This is a genomic window from Stenotrophomonas maltophilia group sp. Smal17 (assembly GCF_030237045.1).
Lineage (GTDB): Bacteria > Pseudomonadota > Gammaproteobacteria > Xanthomonadales > Xanthomonadaceae > Stenotrophomonas > Stenotrophomonas forensis.
In genome coordinates, this window is record NZ_JASJSU010000002.1 from 26,673 (window position 1) to 48,044 (window position 21,372).

General features: G+C 60.8%; 19 protein-coding genes and 1 pseudogene. 5 read left to right on the forward strand and 15 right to left on the reverse strand.

The window, feature by feature from the left end:
• Nucleotides 1–74: 74 nt before the first annotated feature.
• On the forward strand, nt 75–344 hold the full coding sequence (locus tag QRO93_RS01390; RefSeq protein WP_180878381.1) for a KGG domain-containing protein: 270 nt from the start codon (nt 75–77) through the stop codon (nt 342–344).
• 121 nt (nt 345–465) lie between these two features.
• Here the strand turns inward: QRO93_RS01390 and QRO93_RS01395 are convergent, their stop codons facing one another.
• From QRO93_RS01395 to QRO93_RS01405, 3 genes are all read right to left on the reverse strand, one after another.
• The gene (locus QRO93_RS01395) at nt 466–1,374 is read right to left on the reverse strand and encodes a manganese catalase family protein (RefSeq protein ID WP_180878439.1); all 909 of its coding nucleotides are present in this window, start codon (nt 1,372–1,374) and stop codon (nt 466–468) included.
• 37 nt (nt 1,375–1,411) lie between these two features.
• Complete coding sequence (locus QRO93_RS01400; protein WP_180878382.1) at nt 1,412–1,933, reverse strand: ferritin-like domain-containing protein; 522 nt, start codon at nt 1,931–1,933, stop codon at nt 1,412–1,414.
• A gap of 158 nt (nt 1,934–2,091) precedes the next feature.
• Nucleotides 2,092–2,433 (reverse strand): hypothetical protein, encoded by a 342-nt coding sequence (locus QRO93_RS01405; protein ID WP_258010854.1) that lies wholly within the window; start codon nt 2,431–2,433, stop codon nt 2,092–2,094.
• Nucleotides 2,434–2,638: 205 nt separating this feature from the next.
• On the opposite strand from QRO93_RS01405, the gene QRO93_RS01410 reads away from it, so the two are divergent.
• Nucleotides 2,639–3,031, forward strand: coding sequence for a response regulator (locus tag QRO93_RS01410; RefSeq protein WP_180878441.1), 393 nt, complete (start codon nt 2,639–2,641; stop codon nt 3,029–3,031).
• Nucleotides 3,032–3,144: 113 nt separating this feature from the next.
• On the opposite strand, the gene QRO93_RS01415 is transcribed toward QRO93_RS01410, so the two are convergent.
• From QRO93_RS01415 to QRO93_RS01445, 7 genes and pseudogenes are all read right to left on the reverse strand, one after another.
• A complete protein-coding gene (locus QRO93_RS01415; protein ID WP_180878383.1) occupies nt 3,145–3,573 on the reverse strand; it encodes a BLUF domain-containing protein in 429 nt (142 codons plus the stop codon).
• A 157-nt stretch (nt 3,574–3,730) separates the two neighbouring features.
• Nucleotides 3,731–4,423, reverse strand: a complete 693-nt coding sequence (locus QRO93_RS01420) for a glycosyltransferase family 2 protein (protein ID WP_180878384.1) — start codon at nt 4,421–4,423, stop codon at nt 3,731–3,733.
• A pseudogene (locus tag QRO93_RS01425) lies at nt 4,420–5,002 on the reverse strand (SAM-dependent methyltransferase). The gene QRO93_RS01420 and the pseudogene QRO93_RS01425 overlap by 4 nt, the downstream one beginning before the upstream one ends.
• Nucleotides 4,999–5,757 (reverse strand): PIG-L deacetylase family protein, encoded by a 759-nt coding sequence (locus QRO93_RS01430; RefSeq protein ID WP_180878385.1) that lies wholly within the window; start codon nt 5,755–5,757, stop codon nt 4,999–5,001. The pseudogene QRO93_RS01425 and the gene QRO93_RS01430 overlap by 4 nt, the downstream one beginning before the upstream one ends.
• Entirely contained in the window at nt 5,745–6,686 is a 942-nt protein-coding gene (locus tag QRO93_RS01435; protein ID WP_180878386.1) for an acyl-CoA dehydrogenase, read from the reverse strand. Before QRO93_RS01435 ends, QRO93_RS01430 begins: the two co-directional genes overlap by 13 nt.
• A 102-nt stretch (nt 6,687–6,788) precedes the next feature.
• Nucleotides 6,789–7,295 carry a hypothetical protein gene (locus QRO93_RS01440; protein WP_180878387.1) on the reverse strand — a complete coding sequence of 169 codons (507 nt, stop codon included), beginning with the start codon at nt 7,293–7,295 and terminating at the stop codon, nt 6,789–6,791.
• Between the two features lie 10 nt (nt 7,296–7,305).
• Nucleotides 7,306–8,469, reverse strand: a complete 1,164-nt coding sequence (locus QRO93_RS01445) for a zinc-dependent alcohol dehydrogenase (RefSeq protein WP_180878442.1) — start codon at nt 8,467–8,469, stop codon at nt 7,306–7,308.
• A 148-nt stretch (nt 8,470–8,617) separates the two neighbouring features.
• On the opposite strand from QRO93_RS01445, the gene QRO93_RS01450 reads away from it, so the two are divergent.
• From QRO93_RS01450 to QRO93_RS01460, 3 genes are all read left to right on the forward strand, one after another.
• Nucleotides 8,618–8,806, forward strand: a complete 189-nt coding sequence (locus QRO93_RS01450) for a hypothetical protein (RefSeq protein WP_081352294.1) — start codon at nt 8,618–8,620, stop codon at nt 8,804–8,806.
• Between the two features lie 99 nt (nt 8,807–8,905).
• Entirely contained in the window at nt 8,906–9,544 is a 639-nt protein-coding gene (locus tag QRO93_RS01455) for a DUF6766 family protein (RefSeq protein ID WP_180878388.1), read from the forward strand.
• Nucleotides 9,545–9,547: 3 nt separating this feature from the next.
• The gene (locus QRO93_RS01460) at nt 9,548–10,099 is read left to right on the forward strand and encodes a cysteine hydrolase family protein (RefSeq protein ID WP_180878389.1); all 552 of its coding nucleotides are present in this window, start codon (nt 9,548–9,550) and stop codon (nt 10,097–10,099) included.
• 24 nt (nt 10,100–10,123) lie between these two features.
• Here QRO93_RS01460 and QRO93_RS01465 read toward each other — a convergent pair whose 3' ends face one another.
• From QRO93_RS01465 to QRO93_RS01485, 5 genes are all read right to left on the reverse strand, one after another.
• Nucleotides 10,124–10,357 (reverse strand): hypothetical protein, encoded by a 234-nt coding sequence (locus tag QRO93_RS01465; RefSeq protein ID WP_049422290.1) that lies wholly within the window; start codon nt 10,355–10,357, stop codon nt 10,124–10,126.
• A gap of 1,944 nt (nt 10,358–12,301) precedes the next feature.
• Nucleotides 12,302–13,312 (reverse strand): ATP-binding protein, encoded by a 1,011-nt coding sequence (locus QRO93_RS01470; protein WP_180878390.1) that lies wholly within the window; start codon nt 13,310–13,312, stop codon nt 12,302–12,304.
• Between the two features lie 11 nt (nt 13,313–13,323).
• Nucleotides 13,324–15,261, reverse strand: coding sequence for a Mu transposase C-terminal domain-containing protein (locus QRO93_RS01475; protein WP_180878391.1), 1,938 nt, complete (start codon nt 15,259–15,261; stop codon nt 13,324–13,326).
• A gap of 1,177 nt (nt 15,262–16,438) precedes the next feature.
• Nucleotides 16,439–16,882 (reverse strand): hypothetical protein, encoded by a 444-nt coding sequence (locus tag QRO93_RS01480; RefSeq protein WP_180878392.1) that lies wholly within the window; start codon nt 16,880–16,882, stop codon nt 16,439–16,441.
• A 328-nt stretch (nt 16,883–17,210) separates the two neighbouring features.
• Nucleotides 17,211–21,344, reverse strand: coding sequence for a DUF3320 domain-containing protein (locus QRO93_RS01485; RefSeq protein WP_285303918.1), 4,134 nt, complete (start codon nt 21,342–21,344; stop codon nt 17,211–17,213).
• Nucleotides 21,345–21,372: the final 28 nt, after the last annotated feature.

The window sequence follows — 21,372 nt, forward strand, 5'->3', positions numbered from 1 at the left end:
CACCGCCGTCTAGCGGCGGATCTGGAAGATGGTCGCTGCCGTCAATCGGGCGGCCCACTCCAAGGAGGCTTTCCATGGCCAACCAGAACCAGAACCAGGGCAACAGCAACCGCGGTTTCGCTTCGATGGACGAGGACAAGCAGCGCGAGATCGCCGCCAAGGGTGGACGTGCCGCGCACGAATCAGGCAACGCCCATGAGTTCAGCTCGGAAGAAGCACGCGAAGCCGGCCGCAAGGGCGGCGAAGCGGTAAGCCAGGGTGGAAACCAGGGCGGTAACCAGGGCGGCAGGCAGCAACAGCAGGAGCGCGGCGGTGGCAACAACCGCGGTGGCCAGCAGCGCTGATCGCGCCTGAAGCCGGATGCACGTCTTCGTGGGCGGACGTGATGTCCGCCCACTTTCGTACGCCTTGACGCTGATCAAGGGCTTCGCCACTGGGGCGCCGCAGATGGGAGCCCCAGCTCTTTCACGGCTCGCGTGGCGGCAGGTCCAGTGCTCCCGCGCCCGGTCCGGCCCCCAGCTCGGCCCCGGTGGTCGGCCGCGCTTCCGGGTCGGAGAGTGTACGCAGGGTCATGGCCTGCACCGCCGCTTGTTCGCGCGCGTCCAGGTCCACCGTGCCGCCGCCGTCGCCACCATCCACAGCGGTCTGTGCCTCGCGGTCGCTGAGCCGCTCCCATAGCTCTCCGCTGTTCCAGCTGCCCTGCAGGTCGTCGGCGCCGTCGCCCTGCGACATGTCCATGTACAGATCGGTGAACGCAGGGTCCCCCGGCAGCTTGCCCGGCGGGAAGTTGGGCTGGATGCTGTGCAGCGCCTTCTCGAATGACTTCATGTGCGCGATCTCGCGCGTCATCAGGAAGCGCAGCGCATCCTTGATGCCGGGGTCGTCGGTGACGTTGATCAGGCGCTCATACACCAGCTTGGCGCGCGCTTCGGCAGCGATGTTCGAGCGCAGATCGGCGGTAGGTTCCCCGATCGAGTCGATATAGGCCGCTGTCCACGGCACCCCGCTGGAATTGACCAGCGCCGGCCCGCCACCGTAGAGGATCTGCTCGGTATGGCTGGTGCTGTTCTGCCCCAGCAGCCGCATATCCTCGGCCTCGGCAAGCCCTTCGGACTGAATGGCCTTCGGCCCGCGGTTGAGCATGGCAATGATGGTGCCGATGATCTCCAGATGGCTGATCTCTTCGGTGGCGATATCCATCAGCAGGTCCTTGCGGCCTGGATCGCATTCGCCGAGTCCCTGGGTGAAGTAGCGCATGGCGGCAGCAAGCTCGCCCTGCGGGCCGCCGAACTGTTCAAGCATGAGGCTGGCGAGCTGCGGATTGGATTCGCGCACGCGCACGGTGTACATCAGCTTCTTGTGATGAAAGAACATGGGGTTTCTCCAATGGCTGGCTGTGCTGGCTTCGGGGTCAGCGCTTGGCTTGCGCGCCCGGCGTTTCGTCGCGATTGAGGAACGCGCCGACCAGGCCATCCTGGTTGTCTTCCAGCCAGCGCGCCATCGCGACTTCCTCCTGCAGGATCTGGCCGCAGACGGCCGCGATATCGTGGGCGCCGGCTCGCTCTGCGGCGATCACCAGCGCCCGGTACGTGGCGATCTCGGTATTCTCGAAGCCGAAGGAAATACCGATGCTCTTGACCACCTCGTCTTCCATCAGGCTGTTGCCTGCTGCATGGATCGCTGCGGTCATGCTGGCGAACAGGCCTTTCGCGGTGGGTACGCTTCCGCCGAGCGCTTCAATGCACTCACGCAGGGACGCTGCTTGCTGTTGCGTCTCCTGGACGTGCTGGCCTATGCGCGCGGCGAGGTGAGGATAGTTCTCGATCCGCGAAGCCATGGCCTTCATCATGGTCTCCGCTTCCTGTTCCATGGCATAGGCATCCTGCAGCCATTTCAGCAGGCGCTCGCTTCGGACGCTGTTCCTTTGTGCCATCTCGATCTCCGGTGCGGGGCGGCATGCCTCCCGAGACCATGGTGGAGGGCGGGTAATCACCGCCTTGTCGGACCACGTGAACCTCCGCACGTGAGTGCTCCACGGCCTGCTGATGCGGCGATAACATCCAGCGGCTGCGTTCGGCCCCTGGGCCTCACTCAGAGGGTCATCGAGCCGGATAGCGCTGAAACCGGGAGGTGCTCGCGGTTGGCATTCCTGGCCCGCCCGCCTTCCATCGTCATGACGGCCTGCACCACGCGATGCTGGACCCGATGCCCGCTCTCCTCCATGCCCACGATATACACAAAGCGGCCATCGAACTTGGCCTGCGCCCCCTCCAGGGCGGTGTCGGCCTGAACGGCTCGCTTCAGTGACTTCGTCCACGCCCGTTCGGGTGTCCGGTCAAGCTCTAGAACAACGGCGGTGCCACCGCAGTCCAGGGACAGGCTCTCGACACGCAGCATGCGGGGCGAAGCAGGATCGGTTGCAGGTCGATGCATGGCGGAAGCTCCAGTGTCGAAGATGGCGGCAGTAATCCATGGCCGCTGCCAAAATGCCGTCAACAAACGCCGCGCACTTTCCACGCCGCCTCGACAGCATTGGCAACACCCGCCCCAGCTTCGCACCGGGCTGACATTCCACAGTCGCAGCGTTGATGCAGCACAGCACACACTGCAGTTCCCGAGGCAATACAGGCATGCGCCCATGCAACCCGATATGAGCCGGCGCAGGTGCAACCTGCTGCTGGTGGAAGATCAGTTCGATCTGGCTGCACTCATGGAGCAGGCGCTCGAAAACGGAGGGGGCCAGGTAACCCATGCGTACAGCGTGTTTGATGCAATGGGTCTGTTGGAGAAGCAGACGTTCGATGGCGCCGTGCTGGATGTGGAGCTTCGTGACGGCGTGGTCTTTCCGGTCGCCGATCGCTTGGCCGAGCTCGGTATCCCCTTCCTGTTTGTCTCTGCGGTCTATGACCAACTGGTGCCGCAGCGCCACCGAAGCGCGGCCTTCGTAGCCAAACCGTTCCACATCGCCCAGTTGCAGCAGGCCGTCCAACGCGTGGTGGGGGACGCCTGCACGCCCTTAACCACGCACTGATCCTGCTTCGCAGCCAACTCAGTGGGGTGTCAGCAAGGGAAAACCCATTTCACTTGTCCTGCGCCGCCTTGCGAAATTCGGGAAGGTCGGCCTACAGCAGGCGCATCGACCAATCAGGCCGCTTTAGCATAGGGCTCGACGATCGAGAGGAGTTTTTCCATCGCGGTAGCTCCCGCCTGGTTCGTCGCCGCCCGCTGGATGAAACTGGTCCAGTCAGCAAGGGCGATCATCCGCAGCTCATCCGCACTGACTGGCAGGCAGCGCATTGGCCAGAACGGTAGCCGCCGCTGCCCGACACGCCCGCGAGCAAGTTCCATGAGGGCGGTGTGGCTAGCGGCGCCGCTGACGCGGGAAAAGGCCACGTCCAGCCCATCGGCGGGGCCCTCCATGTATTGCAGGAAGTGCCGGCCGTCAAACAACAGAACGCCGGTCACGCCCGCTGATCGGTTGAAGCGCGCCGCATCTTCCATCAGTGTTTTCAAGCGCTCGGACGTGAATCCAGGTACGGCTTCGCTGACGTAGACAATCGCTCTGTTCGGCATGATGACACTCCTACTCTCCCGGCCGCTCAATCTAAGGCCGGTGTCGTTGAGAGACCGTAAACGCCAAACGTGAATTGGTCACATATTGCCCGGCGAACCCGGGTTTTTCGCAGTATTTTCGGTATTTCCCGCCATGGCACGCCGAAATGCCTGATTTTCAAGCCAACAGGATCGGCTCGCCCGCGGCCGAAGCGACGCCCGCCCCTCCAATCTCCGCCAGATAGGCTGAAAATCCCCCTGTCGCGCGTCCTGCCAAGCGGGCACTGGTCATGACGAGCGGGGCACCCGCCCACCGCACATCAGCGCCGAGACGCTGCAATGTCCTCACCAGCTGGACGTCCTCCCCGCAGTGCAGTGGCGCAAAGCCCCCGGCGGCAAGATAAGCCTGGGCGGAAACACCTAGGTTTGCACCGTGGATACGCCCATGATCGTCCCCCCATTGCTGCCGCCTCCGAAACGCCTTGCGCAGGCGCTCCTCGGCACTGCAGGTAGTTGCGATGTCCACCAGCCCGCAGAAGACGTCCCGGCGTCCCTCAAGCTGTGCGACCAGCCACTCAGGAGGTACCTCGCTGTCCGCGTCCGTGCTCGCCAGCCATCTTGCACCCCGGCCCAGCAGCTCGGTGGCCGCCGTGGCCCGGGCGATGCCGACGCAGCGTGCATCCAACCGCAGCGTATTAACCCGTTGCTGGGCGCAAATGGATTCCGTGGCGTCCGAACAATCGTCCAGCGCAACAATCACCTCCACCGCTTCGCCGCCCAGCCCGGGATTCAGTGCCGCCCTCCTGATCGACTGCAGGCACCGCTCCATGCTGGCTGCCTCGTTGTGGGCCGGAACCAGCACGCCTATCACCGCAGGCCCTCCAGACGGGCCAACGACATCGCGCCGCGCGTCCACCCCTGCAGTACGAAGTCCGCGTCGCGATAGTGGAAGGCCTCCTGCAGGCCTTCACCTAGGCATCGATGCACGACCTCGGTGCGGCTCGCGCGCCCCGGGAACGGGGGCAGCCAGTGGCAGGCCACCAGCAACCCGTCATCGCGGAGCGCTTCCCCGATACCGGCGCGCAGCTCACGCAGTGCGCCGGCTCCCAGGTAGTAGCCCATTTCCCCGCAGACGATCGAAGCGGCCCGGCGGCCATTGCTCGGGATGGCTGGCGCAGTGGACCTGCACGTGAGGCAGGTGGGCCAGGTTGCGGCGCGCCTGGAACGCAGCACGCGGGCTGATGTCGGTTGCCAGAAGGCGCTCGCAGCGGGCGGCCAGGGTCTCGGTCAGCACGCCATTGGAACAACCCAGCTCCCACCCGCGAGTGAAATGACGCTGGCTCAGGCTTGCCAGCAGCAGTGCACGCTTGCGTTCTTCATACCATCGGCTTCGGTAGCCGAACGGGTCTTCCTGCTCATGCAGGTCATCGAAGTACGGTTGCGCGCTCATGCCAGGAATACCTCGTAGTTTCGAAAGAATCGGGTCAGTACATGCGCGGGCAGCACTGGAGGGCTGTTCAAGCCCGGCACGTCGCCCGTCTGCGTCCGGAAATGCGCGATCGCGTTTCGTTTCGCGGCCGCTACTGCTGAAATGTCGACCAGTCTGGGCACTTCCCACGCCATATGTGCACAGGCCGGATCCAGCCAGTGCCATCCCCATACCGGGTACTCCAGGCGACGGCACCCCACCGCTCGGGCGGCGCGGCAGGCAGCTCGCCCTGCCGCTTCATGGTCGGGGTGGCCATCAAACCGCCATGGCGCCAGGACCAGGTCGCGGGGCTGCAGATGCTGTTGCAGCCAGCCTTCCAGGCCCTGTTCGTGCGTGCTGACCGCGCCGTCGGCGATACCCAGGTGAAATATGGAACCGGCCGCTATGCCGAGTTCGCCAAGGGCCGCAGCAAGCTCCGCCCGTCGTGCCGACCGCAAGCGCCCAGGCGTCCACCACCGCTCGCCCGGATAGCATGCTTCGCCGTCCGTCACTGCAACGACGCTCACCTCCATGCCCTGCCCCACTGCGTGTTGGAGCAGTCCGCCACAGCCGAGGATCTCGTCGTCCGGGTGCGGCGCGACCACCACCAGGCGGTCATGCCCGGTGCACAGCGCGCTTGCCGGTGTGATCGGCTGTTGCCAGAGCCAGTTGCAGCGCAGCCATGCCTGCTCCTGGGTTCCTTCGCCTTGCAGCGGTGCTTTAACTACAGCGCCCATGTCGCCTCCTGGGCCGCCCGCTGCCCACCCAACCACTCCCAATCGCGGTCGGCGTGGTTCTGGCGAAGGAACACGGTCAGGTCCGCGCAGCGGTGGGCATGGGCGTCTTCCAGGCACATGGGGGCCGGGCCCAGGGCCCGACCCGCCAGATCCAGCACGCGCGTAGCTGCACGCTCGACCACGCAACGTACCCGCACCACGTCCTCGCGGTGCGCCGATTCGGGCTCGGCATCGATGCGTGTCGCCTGTTCGCGAAGCAGCGCCGCAGCCGGCGCCAACGCGAGGTCCACTTCACCCAGTAGACGTGCGCGATTTCCCTCGGCGCAGGCGGATCGCATGCGCTCGGCCAACGAGACCGCTGCGCCAAACCAGACCGCCGCAATACCCGCGCCTCCATGCCAGAAGCCAGGTCGCTGCAGATAGTCATCGCGCGCGCCCAGTATCACCATCGGCGCGGCATCAAAGCGCACGGTGGTTGACGGGATCCCGGCCATGCCTACGGCGGGCCATGGTTCACCCGACAGCGTCCCCCAGTGCTCCGCTGCGACCTGGCACAGCCACACCCCCTGAGCACTGCGAACCGTGACCAACGCGGCGTCTACCCAGGCGCTGCCCGAACACCAGGGCTTGTCCCCGCGCAGCCTGCCCTCGGCGTCGATGCGAAGTGTGCTCGCCGGGCCCTCTGCGGCCCACACCGCCCACAGTTGGCCTTCAGCAGCCGACGGTGCCTTCAATTCGGCCATGATCGCCTGCGCGTCGTAGTGCGCCTCCAGCACCTTGGCCAGGCAGAGATCTTCACCTCCCAACGCCGCAAGCGCCCTCCAACGATCCAGTGTCTGCCCGCATCCCGGTAATGGCAGTTCAGGCTGCTGGACGAGTACCTGGCGGGCGCGGTTGATCAACGATGATGGCGGCGTCACATCCTGCATGAGGGCTTCTGCAATGAAGGCATGTCATGAACCTAGGCGGCAGGCGGTCACATCACTGTCTTGGAGGCGTGGCGGGCACATGAATGCCCTGCGCAGTGATCCTCACGCACCTGTCCCACGCCGTTGCTGCCTCACGCGCAGGCATTGCCGCAATTCCCACAGCCATGGCAGCACCACCAGTACCAGCGCCGGCAACAGAACGAGCCACCAGGCCTCCAGCGCCGCAGGATCCACCCTCAGCGACCACCGGGGCTGCGCGTGCCAGCCAACCCAGCCCAGCAGAACCCAAGGCGCGGCATCGAGCACGCTGTGCACGTGCTGCTCCGCTGGACTGACACGCCGGCGACCGTCCGCGTTGACGGTGTCGAAATAGCCGGCGATCGCGTGTGCGATGACCAGAAGCGCCAGGAGCGCGACGAGTGACCGAGTATTCTCCAGCAGGAGCCATGCCACCACGCCACTGCCAATCAGCAGTAGCTGCAGCCCGTGCAATGCGCTTTCCCGCAACGCAGAGGTGTGCGGCAGGTCGGTACGCCGGTGCAAGTGGAAGTCGAGCCAACCGGCGGCCAACCAGAGCGCATAGACACATGCCATGACGATCGCGCTCATGGCGGCATGCTCAGGGTGTCAATACGATCTTGCGGCAGTCGTCGTCCTTGGCGTCAAACATCGCGTAGCCCTGCGCCGCATCGGCAAGTCGCATCCTGTGCGAGATGATGTCGCCCGCGTCCAGCTTTCCTTCAATGATTGCGTCGAGCAGTTCCGGCATCAGCCCCTGAACATGGGTCTGCCCCATCTTGAACGTCAGCCCCTTGTCGAACGCGTCACCCAGCAGGAAACCATGGATGAAGCCGGCGTAGACGCCTGGGATGCTGATCACCCCGCCGCGGCGTGCTGCCGCGATGCACTGCCGGATCGCCACGCCGCTGCTGCCTTCCAGTTTCACGGCGGTCAATGCTGACTCCAGCGCACTGCCCTCGGCCTCGAAGCCTACCGCCTCGATGCAGGCGTCGACGCCCCGCCCACTGGTCTGGGCGAGGATGAAATCGGCCGGGTCTTCGATCTCGTTGAAATCAATGGGGGTCACCCCGTAGGCGCGGCGCGCATAATCAAGGCGGTACCGAAGATGATCGATCATGAAGATGGTCTCGGCCCCCAGCAGGCGGCAGCAGGCCGCGCTCATCAGCCCGACCGGGCCCGCACCGAAGATGGCCACCGTTGAGCCCGGCTTCACCCCTGCGTTCAGCGCGGCCTGGTAGCCGGTGGGGAGGATATCGGACAGGAACAGGACCTGCTCGTCGGCCACGCCGTCCGGAATACGTAGCGGGCCCACATTCGCCTTGGGCACGCGTACGAACTCCGCCTGGCCACCGGCAACCCCGCCATACAGATGGCTGTATCCGAACAGCGCGGCCGGCGGCAGAAGGCCCTTCTGATTCAGCGCGGCGCCCTTGCCGGTATTGGTGGTTTCGCAGGCGGCATACTCGGCCAGCCGACAGTGGAAGCACTCACCACAGGCGATCACGAAGGGAATCACCACCCGATCCCCCGGCTTGACCTGGGTAACGCCGCTGCCGACTTCTTCCACGACGCCCATGAATTCGTGGCCCAGCACATCGCCGTCGTGCAGATCGGGAATCTTGCCCCGGTACAGATGCAGGTCCGAGCCGCAGATGGCGGTGGCGGTGACACGCAGGATCAGGTCGTCATCAGCCGCCAGTACCGGGTCGGGCACGGTCTCGACGCGTACATCCTTGCGGCCGTGGTAGGTCAATGCCTGCATCGTGCTTCTCCAGCAAGAGGGGGTTCCAGCATCGCAACACCCCCCTCCCCCTGCGGTGACATCCCGGTGTGCATGGTGTTCATTTCGCGACGTCACCGCGTTAACCGGACGGGTCGCACGCTTCAACCTCCTGCTGCAGGAGCGACCCATGACCGACAAGCTTCCCTTCAATCCGACCACGGACGTGGATGATCAGTCGAAGGCACATACGCCCGACAAGCGGCGCAATGATCGAGCCAAATGGAAGGAGCACGACATGCCCGACGATGGCGATGGCCCAAAGGCTGTACCCGAGGACTACGAGCGTCCTGATCCCGATCCAACAGGAAAGCGTTGAGTCCGCCTCACATACTGGATGCGCCGGATTCACAGCTCATGGCCCGCTGGCGGCGCAAGCTTCATCACGGCCATTGAAACAGCCTGAACGAGGTGTTGCATGTGGAAACGCAACGGTCTCTCGCTGGTGCTGCTCGTGCTCACCGTCGTATTCATTGGTGGGCAGGCAGTTGCGGGACATCACGTGCACAACCAGGAGCTGGTGCAGCACGGACGCACGCCGATCGATCTCTGGCACTACCTGGCGACCGGGCATTTTGTCAGCGCCACATTCGAGAACTGGGAGAGCGAATTCCTGCAGATGGGGATGTATGTTCTTCTGACAGTGAGCCTGCGCCAGCGCGGTTCGGCCGAATCGCGGCCCTTGGACCCTGCGCAGGAACAGAATCGCGTCGAGCCGGGGCCCACGCCCTGGCCCGTCAGGCGTGGTGGCGCATGGAAGATCATCTATGGCCATTCGCTTGCCATCGCCTTCGGCCTGTTGTTCCTGACCAGCTTTACGCTGCATGCATTGGGAAGCTGGCGCGCCGAACAGGCCGAGCAGCAGCTGCAGGGCCTGCCAGTGCCGGGCTTTCTCGAGCACCTGGCCAGCAGCACGTTCTGGTTCGAATCGATGCAGAACTGGCAAAGTGAGTTTCTGGCCGTGCTGTCTCTGGTTGTGCTGACCATCTTCCTGCGCCAGAAGGATTCGCCACAGTCCAAGCCGGTCGAAGCGCCGCATGCCCAGACAGGAGATTGAGGCATGGTACGTCCCCCTTCTACCGCCCTGCTGATCATCGACATGTTCAGTCGCTTCGACTTCCCGGGTGCAGACGAGCTGGCGCCAGCGGCAGAGAAGGCGGCCCGCCAGATTCGGCGCCTGAGGGATCACTTCGATGACCGGAAGTGGCCAGTCATCTATGCCAATGACAACTTTTCTGACTGGAAGCGGGATTTCCGCCAGCAAGTGGAGCAGTGCCAGCGGGACGGGGGGGCGGCTGCGCGAATTGCCACAGCCCTTTCCCCCCGGCCCGGCCACTATTTCGTGCTCAAGCCCAAGCACTCGGCGTTCCTAGCCAGTCCCTTGCCGATTCTGCTGGCCAAGCTGGGAGTGCGCCGTCTTTGGCTCACTGGCATGACGGCCGACTCGTGTGTCCTTGCCACGGCGCTGGACGCCAACGCGAGGGAGTTTGAGGTTGTGGTTGCATTGGAAGCTGTGGCGGCGATGCCCTCCCAGAAACGGCGTGCACTGGCAGTGCTGGCGGACTCCGGCGCAGCCCGGGTCTCTCGACTTTCGTCGCTGGTCTCTGCGTAATCGGCAAGATCGAACGGAGGCAGCTCAGGCCCGGTCCGCTACACCCTGTACACCGGCATGACCGGCGCAATGTGCACAGCAAAAGATCTGGCCCTTTCCTTCAACACCATGCCCGATAACTGCGCAGTCGCAATGTGCGCAGCGCGGCGCGAATGCATGGATCGCGCACTCGAACGAATCGAACGTTCCGCTGCGTCCGCCCTGCTGCAGGGTGAAGCTCTTGTCGTAATTGTTGCCGCAGACATCACAGGTGGCCATGTGGCACCTCCTGAGTTGGATGGAGCCAGTAGTGTGTCGTGCGCCATTGTCGGCAGCCGTGAGTACACCGTATCTAGAGTGTGGAGAGCGCACTTGCTTTCATTACACCAGTCGGGGGGAGCAACCCCCTTGAAGACTCCTCTGGTTCCCAACTGCCCTGCCGATCGACATAGGGTCGTGCCGCCTTCGCGCCCACCTATCTGATCCGATTCCTTTCGCTGTCTGGCGTACGCTCTCGACTAAGGGACGGGCGCCTGCCTTCCCCCGATAACGCACGCTTATCGATGAGACAAGCAACAGATGGAACCAGGGACGCTGCGGTCGATCATCTGTGCCATCGGGTGACGTCGGGCCATTCAGATTGGACAGTGCGCGATGTCGGCCGAGCGTCCGTTGCTGCCGCGGGTTACCCTGCATGCCCTGGCCTACGACAGAGTTGAGCGCCATGTCCGAGTTTGGTGCTTCTTCCATCCTGACAGTCTCTCGACGTTGTCGTAATGCCGTGCAGAAGCAGCGTCCGTCAAGGTAGCGGTTCATTATTCGGGTTATGGGTTGCGCAGCACTTTCAAAGCGGGATGTCGGGGGTAGCGGGACCGCGGCGTCGCCGTGGCTTAGCGAGCCTGGCAAGACTCCGCCGCCTGTCTTGCCCCATGGCTATGACCAGTTCGTGATCTTCCTTTTGAACGAGCCCCTTATCGCAGAGGCCAAGATCTTCCCAGTGGCCCAGACGCAGGTGTGTGGGGCAGCTCCAGGTCGCACCGGGCTGATGCAGTGCCCAGTGTGAGGAGTAACTGAAAGGGTCGCACAGCATAGGCTGTCGGTTGGAGCGATGAACCCGCGACTGTATCCGTGCAAGATTTGCCACCCATGCCTCAAAAGAGCTGATGAAACTAGCTGCCGCCGCGTGGAGGTCGGGCAGCCGCATAGGATTCTCAGAGCCTGGATACACCTTCATTACCACTGCTTGGGAGACAACTAGCAGCTCTTCGCGCCGCTGGAGCAGCCATAGTGCGTACGCCTGTCCAGCGCAGCACAAATGCGGTTTGAGTGTAACGGGAGACCAGGAGTTGATCCGGGCGCGCCCCCCGCCCATAGACCTCATTGCATGAATGCGGCAGCGAGAGTGTCCCTTAAGATAGGTGCGCCTTATCTGACGTGCGACGCATCTGAGCAGGTCTTGGTAGGGCTTGATCGCCGCTTTACCGTCATTAGCTGGAAGTGCCTGCACTAGAGGGGTTGCCCGAAACGCCCTGAAGGAGGCAGGCGTCGGTGCCAGCGCGTTCCGCACTATGGACTTCGGGAGTTGAATGAGTGCGTACCAATACGTGCCAGCATGGCTATCGGCTTGATCGCCGTCCCAGCATATCGATGTGTGCCCGCTGCATGCTCGTTGGTATCTGAGGAGTGATGCGTTGGCATCTTTTAGCCATTGATGCAGTTCATCGAGTGTGCGCGCATAGGAGACACTCGCGCTGGTCTTCAAGGATCCCGGTATAGGATACTTCAGCAGTGTCTCGCCACAGGCATCGCATGTGAATCCATGCACTAGAGATCCTTTTGTGTCCAGTGCCACTGAACAGTGAGGACAGCCCGTCTGCAAGCGCGCGAGATGCAGGACGCAACGCACAAATCTTTTATCCTGTTGGTACTGATAGTGGCGCCCAGATTGAACGCAGGCTGGGCAGTAACGAAGTTCTTCATCTTTCAACCATCGGCACCTTTTAGTCAGAGCTGACTGAACAGCAACAAGCTGCTCTGCCTCATCGACGAGTTCACCGTCGTTTGCGTCGCGTTCTGCGAGATGTGCTATCGATCTCGCGAGCGCCACTCGCCAGTCTCGGCGCACTGGCATCCACTTCAGCTCAATGCAGTTGAACCACTCCAATGTTTGGATGATGGTCCAAGACGAACAGTAGGCATCGATCAGGCTTCGGCTCCATGCGATCATGGCGACCTCTGTGTGCGACGCCTCCCCATCGCTGTCGCGGCCAGCGCTGCAGGGGTCCTAGACCGGTAGCCGGAATCAAGGATCGCTCGCTCCCAGACTTCCTGCGGAATCGTCATCCCTTCAGTATCACTTTCTTCCCCGTCCTGGCCGACCAACATCAGTGCTTCGGCTACCCACTGCATGCTGACGCCCTCGCGATCAACCGCACCCTCAGACTGAGACCGAAATGCGTCGTACAGATCTGTAGCGCAATTGGCTAAGCGAAACCCAGCGGCATGGGCGTTTGGCCACAGGTACTGCGTATACGACCAGCCTGAACCGCGAGGGTACTCGGTCTCATCGTCACACGACTTGAGAACGACGCGCAGGTCGGCCGGATCTTGCAGGCTTCTGAACTCAACCAGCTCCGCCATGAACCTAATGGTCAGATCTGGCATCTCGGCCATGAACTGTTGGTGCATCGTGCAAAGCTGGCTTTGACCGAACAGGACAACCGTTACTTTGACCTCATGCGTGTTTAGCCAGTTGACTATACGCTTCAACCAGCCTAGATCCTTGGCGTGCAAGTTCTGCGCTTCGTCAACCACCAGGAAGAGGTGCCTTCCGGCAACTGAGAGTGCATAGAGAGCCCGCATCAGTTGGTCGCGCTTTCCTGCAAGGGAGCGAAGTACGCGGGGCTCGTAGTCGATCACGGAGAGAAGGTCTTCGATCAATGCGCCTTCCGCCGCCACGTCCTTTGAAGAGGGCTCATAGATAACGAACGCCGATCCTGGGTACTGGACAGGCGCCAGCATCTGCAGCGCGTAGATGCATGAAGACTTCCCGCACAAGGGATGCGCCCAGAACGCGATTGAGGAGCGAAATCGCTGTGCCCGGTCAAAGACCAGGCGGGCCGCCTCTTTGATTGGGGCGGTGGGAAGTACGGCCGACGCCATGAGCAATGGATGCCGGTCCCGTAAAGATGGGTAGGTCGCTTGGATTGCGGCAATGCTCTCGTGGATCTCCATTGTCGACCTCATCATTTTCCGATGATGGAAAAGTCAATGTTTCTAGACTTGCGAACACGGGATGCCAGTGTCTGCGTATCGATACGCTTCCCTGCGCTTCTAGATGACATCTCCGGCGCGTACCCCTTCCTCCCCTCCTCGGCCAGGACAGTTGCAGCGTGCGTGGTTCGTGGGGCTCTTGCGCAAGCATCCAAGGCTTTCTGAGCCAGTGCTTGAAGCTCCGAGCCAACGATGTCGCCAATGGGCTCGTCCCGAGTGCCTTCGATCTTGGATCTGAGCAGTCTTCGGATCTCCAGGGAGTGCTCATGCTGCCACCGCGAACTCACTGGTACGAGCTCACCAAGCTCCCTTCCATCGCGTGTGTATGCTTGAACGTGGGAGATGTCGTAGGGATCTGCATGGAGCGTGACCGACTGCCCGATCAGATCCCAGCGCGTGGCCAGAATCGGCGAGCCGTACTCCACGCTTGCGTAGCTAACGCGAGGGAGTCTGCCTTTCTTCTGAGACCCGCGAACGGGAGCGGGAGCCACCTCCACTCGAAGCGGAGGTGTCAGGGTGGGACGAGGGGGGCCTAGTGGAGCCAGACACCCGGAACCAGGTGAGTAGTACTCAAGTATTTGGTCAGTGGGACTGCTGCCGTAATTGGCTTCTGTAGGCGTTGAGTTCCAGCGGGCAACGGCCTTGGACGTTTCTTCCATCAGCTTTTCAAGGGTCACCTGATGCCTGACCGCTTGACGTTCCGGCTGGTTGCGCCTGGTGTCCGTCGGGCTGTTTCCCGTGGTCGATGGTGACTGATGAAAAACATTCCATGCCATCCAACCAAACACCCGCTCGACAAGCGATCGGCGTTTCGGTCGCCTAATCGCCCCGAAGGAGATTGCAGCGCCAGTCTCCGCCCTGACCCTGTCGGCTACCGTGTCTGATAGGTGCGCGAGCGCGTTGTCGACAAAGAGGCTGCCAAATCCAAGGCGCAATTCTGGAGCGTCGGCCTCTATTGAGAGAGTGGCTTCAAGTGCACGTTGCAGTTCGTTCGAGAGACACTGTCCAGCGGACGCATGATCGATGCACCTGAGGAAGTCGGAGCTAGAAATTGTCCGGCGGACAACGATGTCCCAGCCCAGAATGAAGTTGGTGAACCTATCAGCGATGACGATAAGCGTCATACGACGGCTGGGAACGTACTTGACTCCCTTTGGAGTACTCACGCCCACGGCAAAGATGATGTCGGCCGTATGCTCGTCAGCCTCTACTATCTCAAATGGGGCCAGGGCAATGGGCCCTTCGGATTTTCCGCCAGGCCTCCTTGAGCGCTGCCTGCACTCTTCGCCGTACTGCAGAGATGCAACCTTCTCGTGGTTCGCAGTGAAGAATTGCTTCACGTATACCCGGATTGCCTCTCTGCCATACCGGCCGACACAGAACGGCCATTCATTCTTGCCCAGGCCGGTGCCACGACAGAGCTCAAGAAAGATCTGATGTGCCTCCTTGTAGCTGATACGCCCTCGCTTCGCCCCGCCTGGAGTGATGCCAGTGGCGAGGTATTTGTCCAAGGCGAGCTGCACATCGGGCTGCGAATCAAGCAATGCTGACAGAGCGCCCGTATATCCGCCGAATGACTGGCTTGGCATCGCGCTTACGGGCTTGAATCGCGTTGGCGCTTGCGTGCGAAATCCCTTGATGAGGCCTGCCCAACCCGCAATGCGGCCATCGCCCAAGACCGCGACGCATCGATTGAGGTACCGCAGGACCTCAGTACGCTCGATCCCGAACTGCGAGGCAATCTCGGCAGTTCGGAGGCCACCTAAGTATGCGACCAGGGCTTTCCGTCTTTGCTCAAATAGCGCCAGATCACCTGAGTCTAACAGACTGGTTTCACAGGGCGGCCACTCATGATAGTTGGCAAGATCTGCCGGAAGTGTTCTCCGGTTGAACTTAATTTGAGCGGTCATGTTCACTCCTGAGCAACCTTGTGTGCACAGACCATGGATTTGCATCCATATCCGAGCCAATGGATCTAGCGCGCAGCGCAAGAACCGCAGCTCCTATCACCACCGCTGGGTGCACTTGGTTAAGGGCTCGTATGACCTCTCCTAAGGTCACCTTGCCGCATCGCCGAACTACCGATTCAACCTCCTCTGCCAGGGAAGTAAGGTCCGAGCCGCGGCACCGGTGAAAAGCAGAGATTGCCGCTTGCCAGTTGCGGATCCTCATCTTCGCCTGACCCAATTCGCGCGTGCTGAAAGCGGAGACTGAATAGACACAATCCGCGCTCAGTGTTTCGATATCTCGCCTAGCCCTGTCCGATCCATCATCGATCATCCGCGCCTGAATAGAGCCATCCATCAGCGTAGTCAGCGCATCAAGGCAGATTGAGCCGCTGTCTAGATGTACCTGTATCAATGACTCGCGATACTCTGCGTCACGTACGCTTGCGTCGCCTTCGCAGTAAAAGAAAAGCTTCATCCTCAGGTCACCACTCAGCGTCACCGGGCACTCAGCTGTAGGAGACTGCAGCGTCCAGAGGTTTGCCGAGTTGCTTGTCCGAGCTTGCCGCACACCTAGTCGGCGTTGCCTGGCCTTGGTCGTGACACTCATTCGTGCGCTCCAAATAGACCTATCCGCGCGGGCAGCGGTCTGGGCACCTGCAGAGATGCATTCGGGCTCGGTGGTGCGTCATGGTCAACATGACTCTGAGTCGCTGTCGAGAGCAGCGTCAGGGAACGTCGCTGACAGGCTCTGGACGCTACTCCCGAATGGCTGGGGGCGCAACCGATCCTCGAGCCCCGTCAGACTCCGCGCTGAACTAGTAACAGAAATACCTGTAGCCAGCGGAGAAGTAACACATATACCCTTAGGTGCCCGCCTATTCAGATTGTTAGGGATGGGAGATCTGCCCCTGTAGACTGTTGAAATGCAAAGACTTCGAGGTAACAGGAATACGTGCTCCATCAACTGGACCTGACTGGGCCTGACCGGGCGTTGGGCTGGATTCGCTTTCCTAACGTAGGCGTCTCTGGTCACAGCCGAAGGCCATCAGGTTGAACGCGGCGACATGACCTAGTGGTCCCTGATCAGCAACATTGCGTCGGAATGGCATTGGACGCACTCAATCACCTGCTGGTGCCGTCAGGCGCCCGTTAGCTTGCTTAGCAAGTTGATGAGAACGCCCTCTCCCATCCGCTGAACTACCCGCACAGCAGGGTGCGGAGGCGCCTTCAGCTGAGGGAGACAGATACTGCAGCCGGTTTTGAAAGTGAAGTGTCGCGCGAGGAAATAGAGCTCGGCAGCAATCGCTTCTTCATCGACTCCTATGCCATGCAGTCGAACATAGCGCTCAAGTGCAAGCGTTGCGATCTGCTGGCCCAACACCTCGGTTTGTCTTTGCGGATCACCTTGCCAGCAGACTCTAATCCATCCCTCGTTCTCCATATCCTCTTCCTTGCTGAAAGGCATGATAAGTGTGCCGTCCCGTAGATCTCGCGCACACCAGGAGTTTCTATCGCGCTCGCCGAAATAGAGTGGCATCAAGTTGGACATGAAGCTGACGATCGCCGCGCTCTTGTTGTTCATATGGGTTTATTTGTCTGTCCTGGGGCAAACGGCAGTCGCACGAATCGACATCCATGGGACATCATTCCGATGTTTCCCTTGTGGTGCCACAGAGATGAGCCGGTGGTTGTGGATCGAAATCCCAGAAGCACGCCTGTAGTTTGCACTTGTCGTCCGGCACCATTTATTTGGTGCCGACTGGCAATCCGTCTGCCCGCGATGGCGGGTGGTGCGCGGGCTGGTTGCGGAGTGCGCACCGCTGAAGGCTCCTGAATTCAGAGGTCGCTGACGGCACTCACGCGACTGACTAACCGACGTGCGGTGCTCAATATTAAGTGAAAGCCAAAGATCATGCAGTCACCAGTAGATCGGCTTTCTCCTTCAATCGCCCTGCCCCTACTAATGCCTCGCAGCGATCAAGAATGATCCGACGAAGCTGAGGGCTTGTGCTCTTGTAGCCAAGTCGGCGCGAGACAGTCGTCACCAGCTCCTCAGGCGTCGCGCCGAGATTATCATTCGCAACCTTGATCAAAGCCGAATCTATCTCGGAAGGGGGTAGGAATTCAGGCCGACGCAGAGTTAACGACTCGACCATCGAGCGATCTCGCACTTGGACAGCGTTACCCGGAATGACCAAGAAGTCCTGATCAACGATCTGAATCGCGCCTAGCGACAGCGCTGCAGCGATCGAACTCTCTATCGCTTGCTGTATGCGAGAACCAGCGCGCTGCAAGCCCCAAAGCCCTCGAGCGCGCGTGACAATCTCGCTCCGATGAATTGGGCCTTCCACCTCAACAATCTGGCAAACAATATTCGCCAGTTGTCCGATTGGAACCAGGTGCAGTTCCCACTGACTGCTCGGCACGGCGAAGTTGGCTTCTACGTAGTTCTCGATGCCTGACGGATTCTGTGCCTGAACGAGCCCAATTTCGGCTAATTCACCGCGTTCAACGGTCAGAACATCAACGGGCACCGCACGGTGGGAACACTTGGGATCTAGCTCCAAGTTGAGCGAATCGGCCATCGCGCGTTCAATGGCCGTGACGAGTTTCTCGAGCTCAGCGTCGGGTCGATGGAACCAATCCGAACTCCAGATGCGGTAGACCTGCCACCCCTTGTCACGCAGCACGCTCTCTCGCAGGCGATCCCGATCCCGAGCGCTCTTGGCATCTCGGTAAGACTGTCCGTCGCACTCAATGCCAAGAACGTATCGCCCCGGTTCGTTCGGGTTGGCAACCGCGATATCGACGAAGAATCCGGCCAAGCCAACATCCGTGTGCAAGCTGTAGCCTCGTGCACGAAGTGCTTGAGCAACCTCCTGCTCAAACACGCTTTGCTTGGCGTCGCGCGTCACATTGGTCAACGTGAGGCGGCCTGTCCTTGCGTAGTTCAAGAAGAGCTTTAAGGCATAGGTACCCTTACCCTTCGCCCTGTCTGTATCAATATCCTCATCGGTAATTGATGTAAAGACTTCGCAGCGCGACTTGGCGCGACTGATAAGTACATTCAAACGTCGCTCGCCACCATCATTGCTTACGGGCCCAAAATTCATCGTCATGTGGCCTTGGGTATCGCGCCCATAGCCGACTGAGATGAGGATGACGTCACGCTCGTCCCCTTGAATGTTCTCCAAGCTCTTCACGAAGAAGGGTTCGGCTGGATGATCAGCAAAGAACCCCTCAGTTTCCGGGTGCTGGCGGCGCAACAGCTCGAGCTCGTCGAAAATGGCGCGGCGCTGCGCCGTGGAGAAGGTTGCCACGCCGAGCGTGAGTTGAGGCGTGTTCTGCGCATGCGCCAGCACCGCGAGAGCTACGGCCTTAGCCTCCTTTGGGTTCGCGCGCGTATTGCCCCGGTCATAGATGGCTTCTGGCAGATGGTGCATCCGCAAGCCAACACCTGCCTCACTGGTGTAGGGGCTTGGAACGATGAAAAGCTTGCCATCGTAAAACTGCTGATTGGAAACGGCGATTAGTGACTGATGACGACTTCGGTAGTGCCACCTGAGCATACGCTCAGGCAAACCTCGCGCGCGGCAAAGGCCCAAGATGCTCTCAACATCTGATGCCTGCGCTCCACCCTCGTCGTCGTCTCGATCTCCTTCATCGCCAAGCGCCTTGGAGAAAAAGCGTGTGGGCGGCAATTGGCGTTCGTCACCGACGATCACCAATTGCTTCGCGCGCGCAATCGCACCTAGAGCATCGATCGGCTGGACTTGGCTGGCTTCGTCGATGACGAGCATGTCAAAGTCCAAGGCGCCTGCCGGCAAAAATTGTGCCACCGATAGCGGACTCATCATGAAGACGGGTTTAAGCGCTTGGATCGCTGGGGCGCAGCGTTGCATCAGCTGCCGGATTGGTAGATGACCCTTCTTTCTAGCCATTTCTCCAATCAAGATGGCAGTCGGTCCGGTGGCGCCACCTTGACGCGGGATTTTACTGTGATGTGCTTTGATCACCTCATACCGAGCCAGTAGCATGCGCTCCTGATCAAGGCTCGCAAAGCTTGCCACCACCTGAGATTGGCGCTGTCCGTCAAAGCTTGCGATCGCAGGGTCTCGCTGCACTAGCGCCTGAAGTACGGCTTCATAGTAAGAAAGTTCAAAAACGCCCCATGCATCAGAAGCTGCTAAGTCGCCCTTGGCAATCGCACCGACCAAGCTGCCAAGCCCCTTGCGCTCGGCATCATTGGCAATGGCCAAATATGCCACCCAGGCCCGAAGCCCTTCTGGGTCAGCTTGCCACCTTCGCAGTTGAGCTTTGAGTGCATCCAAAGAAGCATGGCTCGGATCGCGGGTAATTTCTGCATTGCCGTCAAATCGCAAGCCAACCAAGAGATCTGTGACCTCCCCTATCAAGACGCCGGCAGACGATAATCTTCGCTGAGCCTGGTCGAGCACTGACTGGGGATCCTCAATGCCGGCTGCCAAGAGGCGAAGCTCTGGGCTGCGCTCAATCCAGGCCACGACCTGACGAAGCTCACTGGGTCCGCTATCAAGCGCTAACCACAATGGCCCAAAGGCCGAGGCTCCGTCGTCAGCCAAAGTTTCGTAAGCGACAGTAGCGGCTTGCGATAGCTGAATCTCCTCAATCACAGCGAGAGCCTGCTCAATCGTGATTTCCGTCGCGTTGACGAGGAGCGCAGCCTGCTCCATTGCCGCTTGCCAAACAGCGGATTTGTCCATCACTTCCGACAGGGCCACGCGTTTCAGGGAGGTCTCACCTCCCCATGGATTGCACTCTGCAGCAAGTAGTGCTTCGTGCACCGGTGAAAGGCTACGAGTCAGTTCCTCTAAGACAGGCTTCACTCGCATGGCAATTTCGGTTGCCAGTTGCCGGTCGCCAATGTTGGCCAATCGTTCGCGCACTCCGCTCCCCAAGGGGCGTAGCGTGCGCATCCAGGCCACAACTCCCCGCAGGAACGATGAATTGGAGCGCTCGCGCTGCCAATTGGATCCAAATGCCTCTCGTCCTTGAGCATCATGCTCAAGGATACTCTTCTGAGCGTTCCTAGCGTCTAGCAGCACATCGAGTGCCACAAGCATATCTGGAGCCGGGAGCTTAGGATTCGTTAGCAGTGTGCGAACTGTCCGATTGGCGCGACGCCAGTCACCGCTGAGAAAACGGAACAAGCCAGTTCCGCGCATGGCAAGTTGCGCGCGCGCCGCCTCAAGCTCCGTGCTGTCTTTGCTCCAAGCTGTGTCGCGAAAGGTCGAGGATAGGTTTGATTTGGCTTGCTGAACCGTTTCAACGGCTGCCAAGATTTCCTCGACTGCATCAACGCCCCGCTCCCATATGTGAGCCACCAAGGCGTCCCTGTCAAGTTCCGGGATGCTTGTTGCACGCTCAGCAATGGCGACTAGTCGAAGGGATAGTTCCAGCGTCAGCGTTGACTCCTCAGCGAGAAGTTGCGTCAACCGTTTCAAGTCAGGAAGAACCCGGGTCGTGGCACCGTGTGCAGCTGCCAGCGTTACAAGCTCCTTTGCCAGGAAGAAGTTACTTGGCAAGGCGTTCAGCGTGACCTTGGTGGCTTCCCAACTATCCGCCAATGCCTCCACATTAATCTTCGCCTTAATCGCCGCCTTAGCTTTCTGGGCGCTTTCTAGCGCGTTAATAGCAGCCGCCGCACGCCCTTGGTCCTCCCAGACAGGGCTTTTAAGAGCGTCCGAGCCGATGTTGGGTGCTTCAAGCAGCGCTTTGATCCGCTGGACAGCTAGATTGGCGTCGGAAAAACGAGCGGGGGGAGGAAGTTCCAGCGTCGCATGAAGCTCGGTAGCCGATGACTCCCAAGCGCTTAATCGGCCAGAGAGGTCTTCAACCAAGTTCAAGAATCGGTCGCGCTCGTTCGGCAATAGTCCATCGTTCTGGACGCCACTCCAGGCGTGCTCATTCGGCACGCCGATCTCTTCAATACGCTCGATCAGCTCGCGAAGCACTGCGTCGCGAGCGTCTTTCTCATGCGGCGCCCAGGTGGTTGGCGCTTCCAAGGTTAAGCTCTGTGTCGTATAGCCTTGG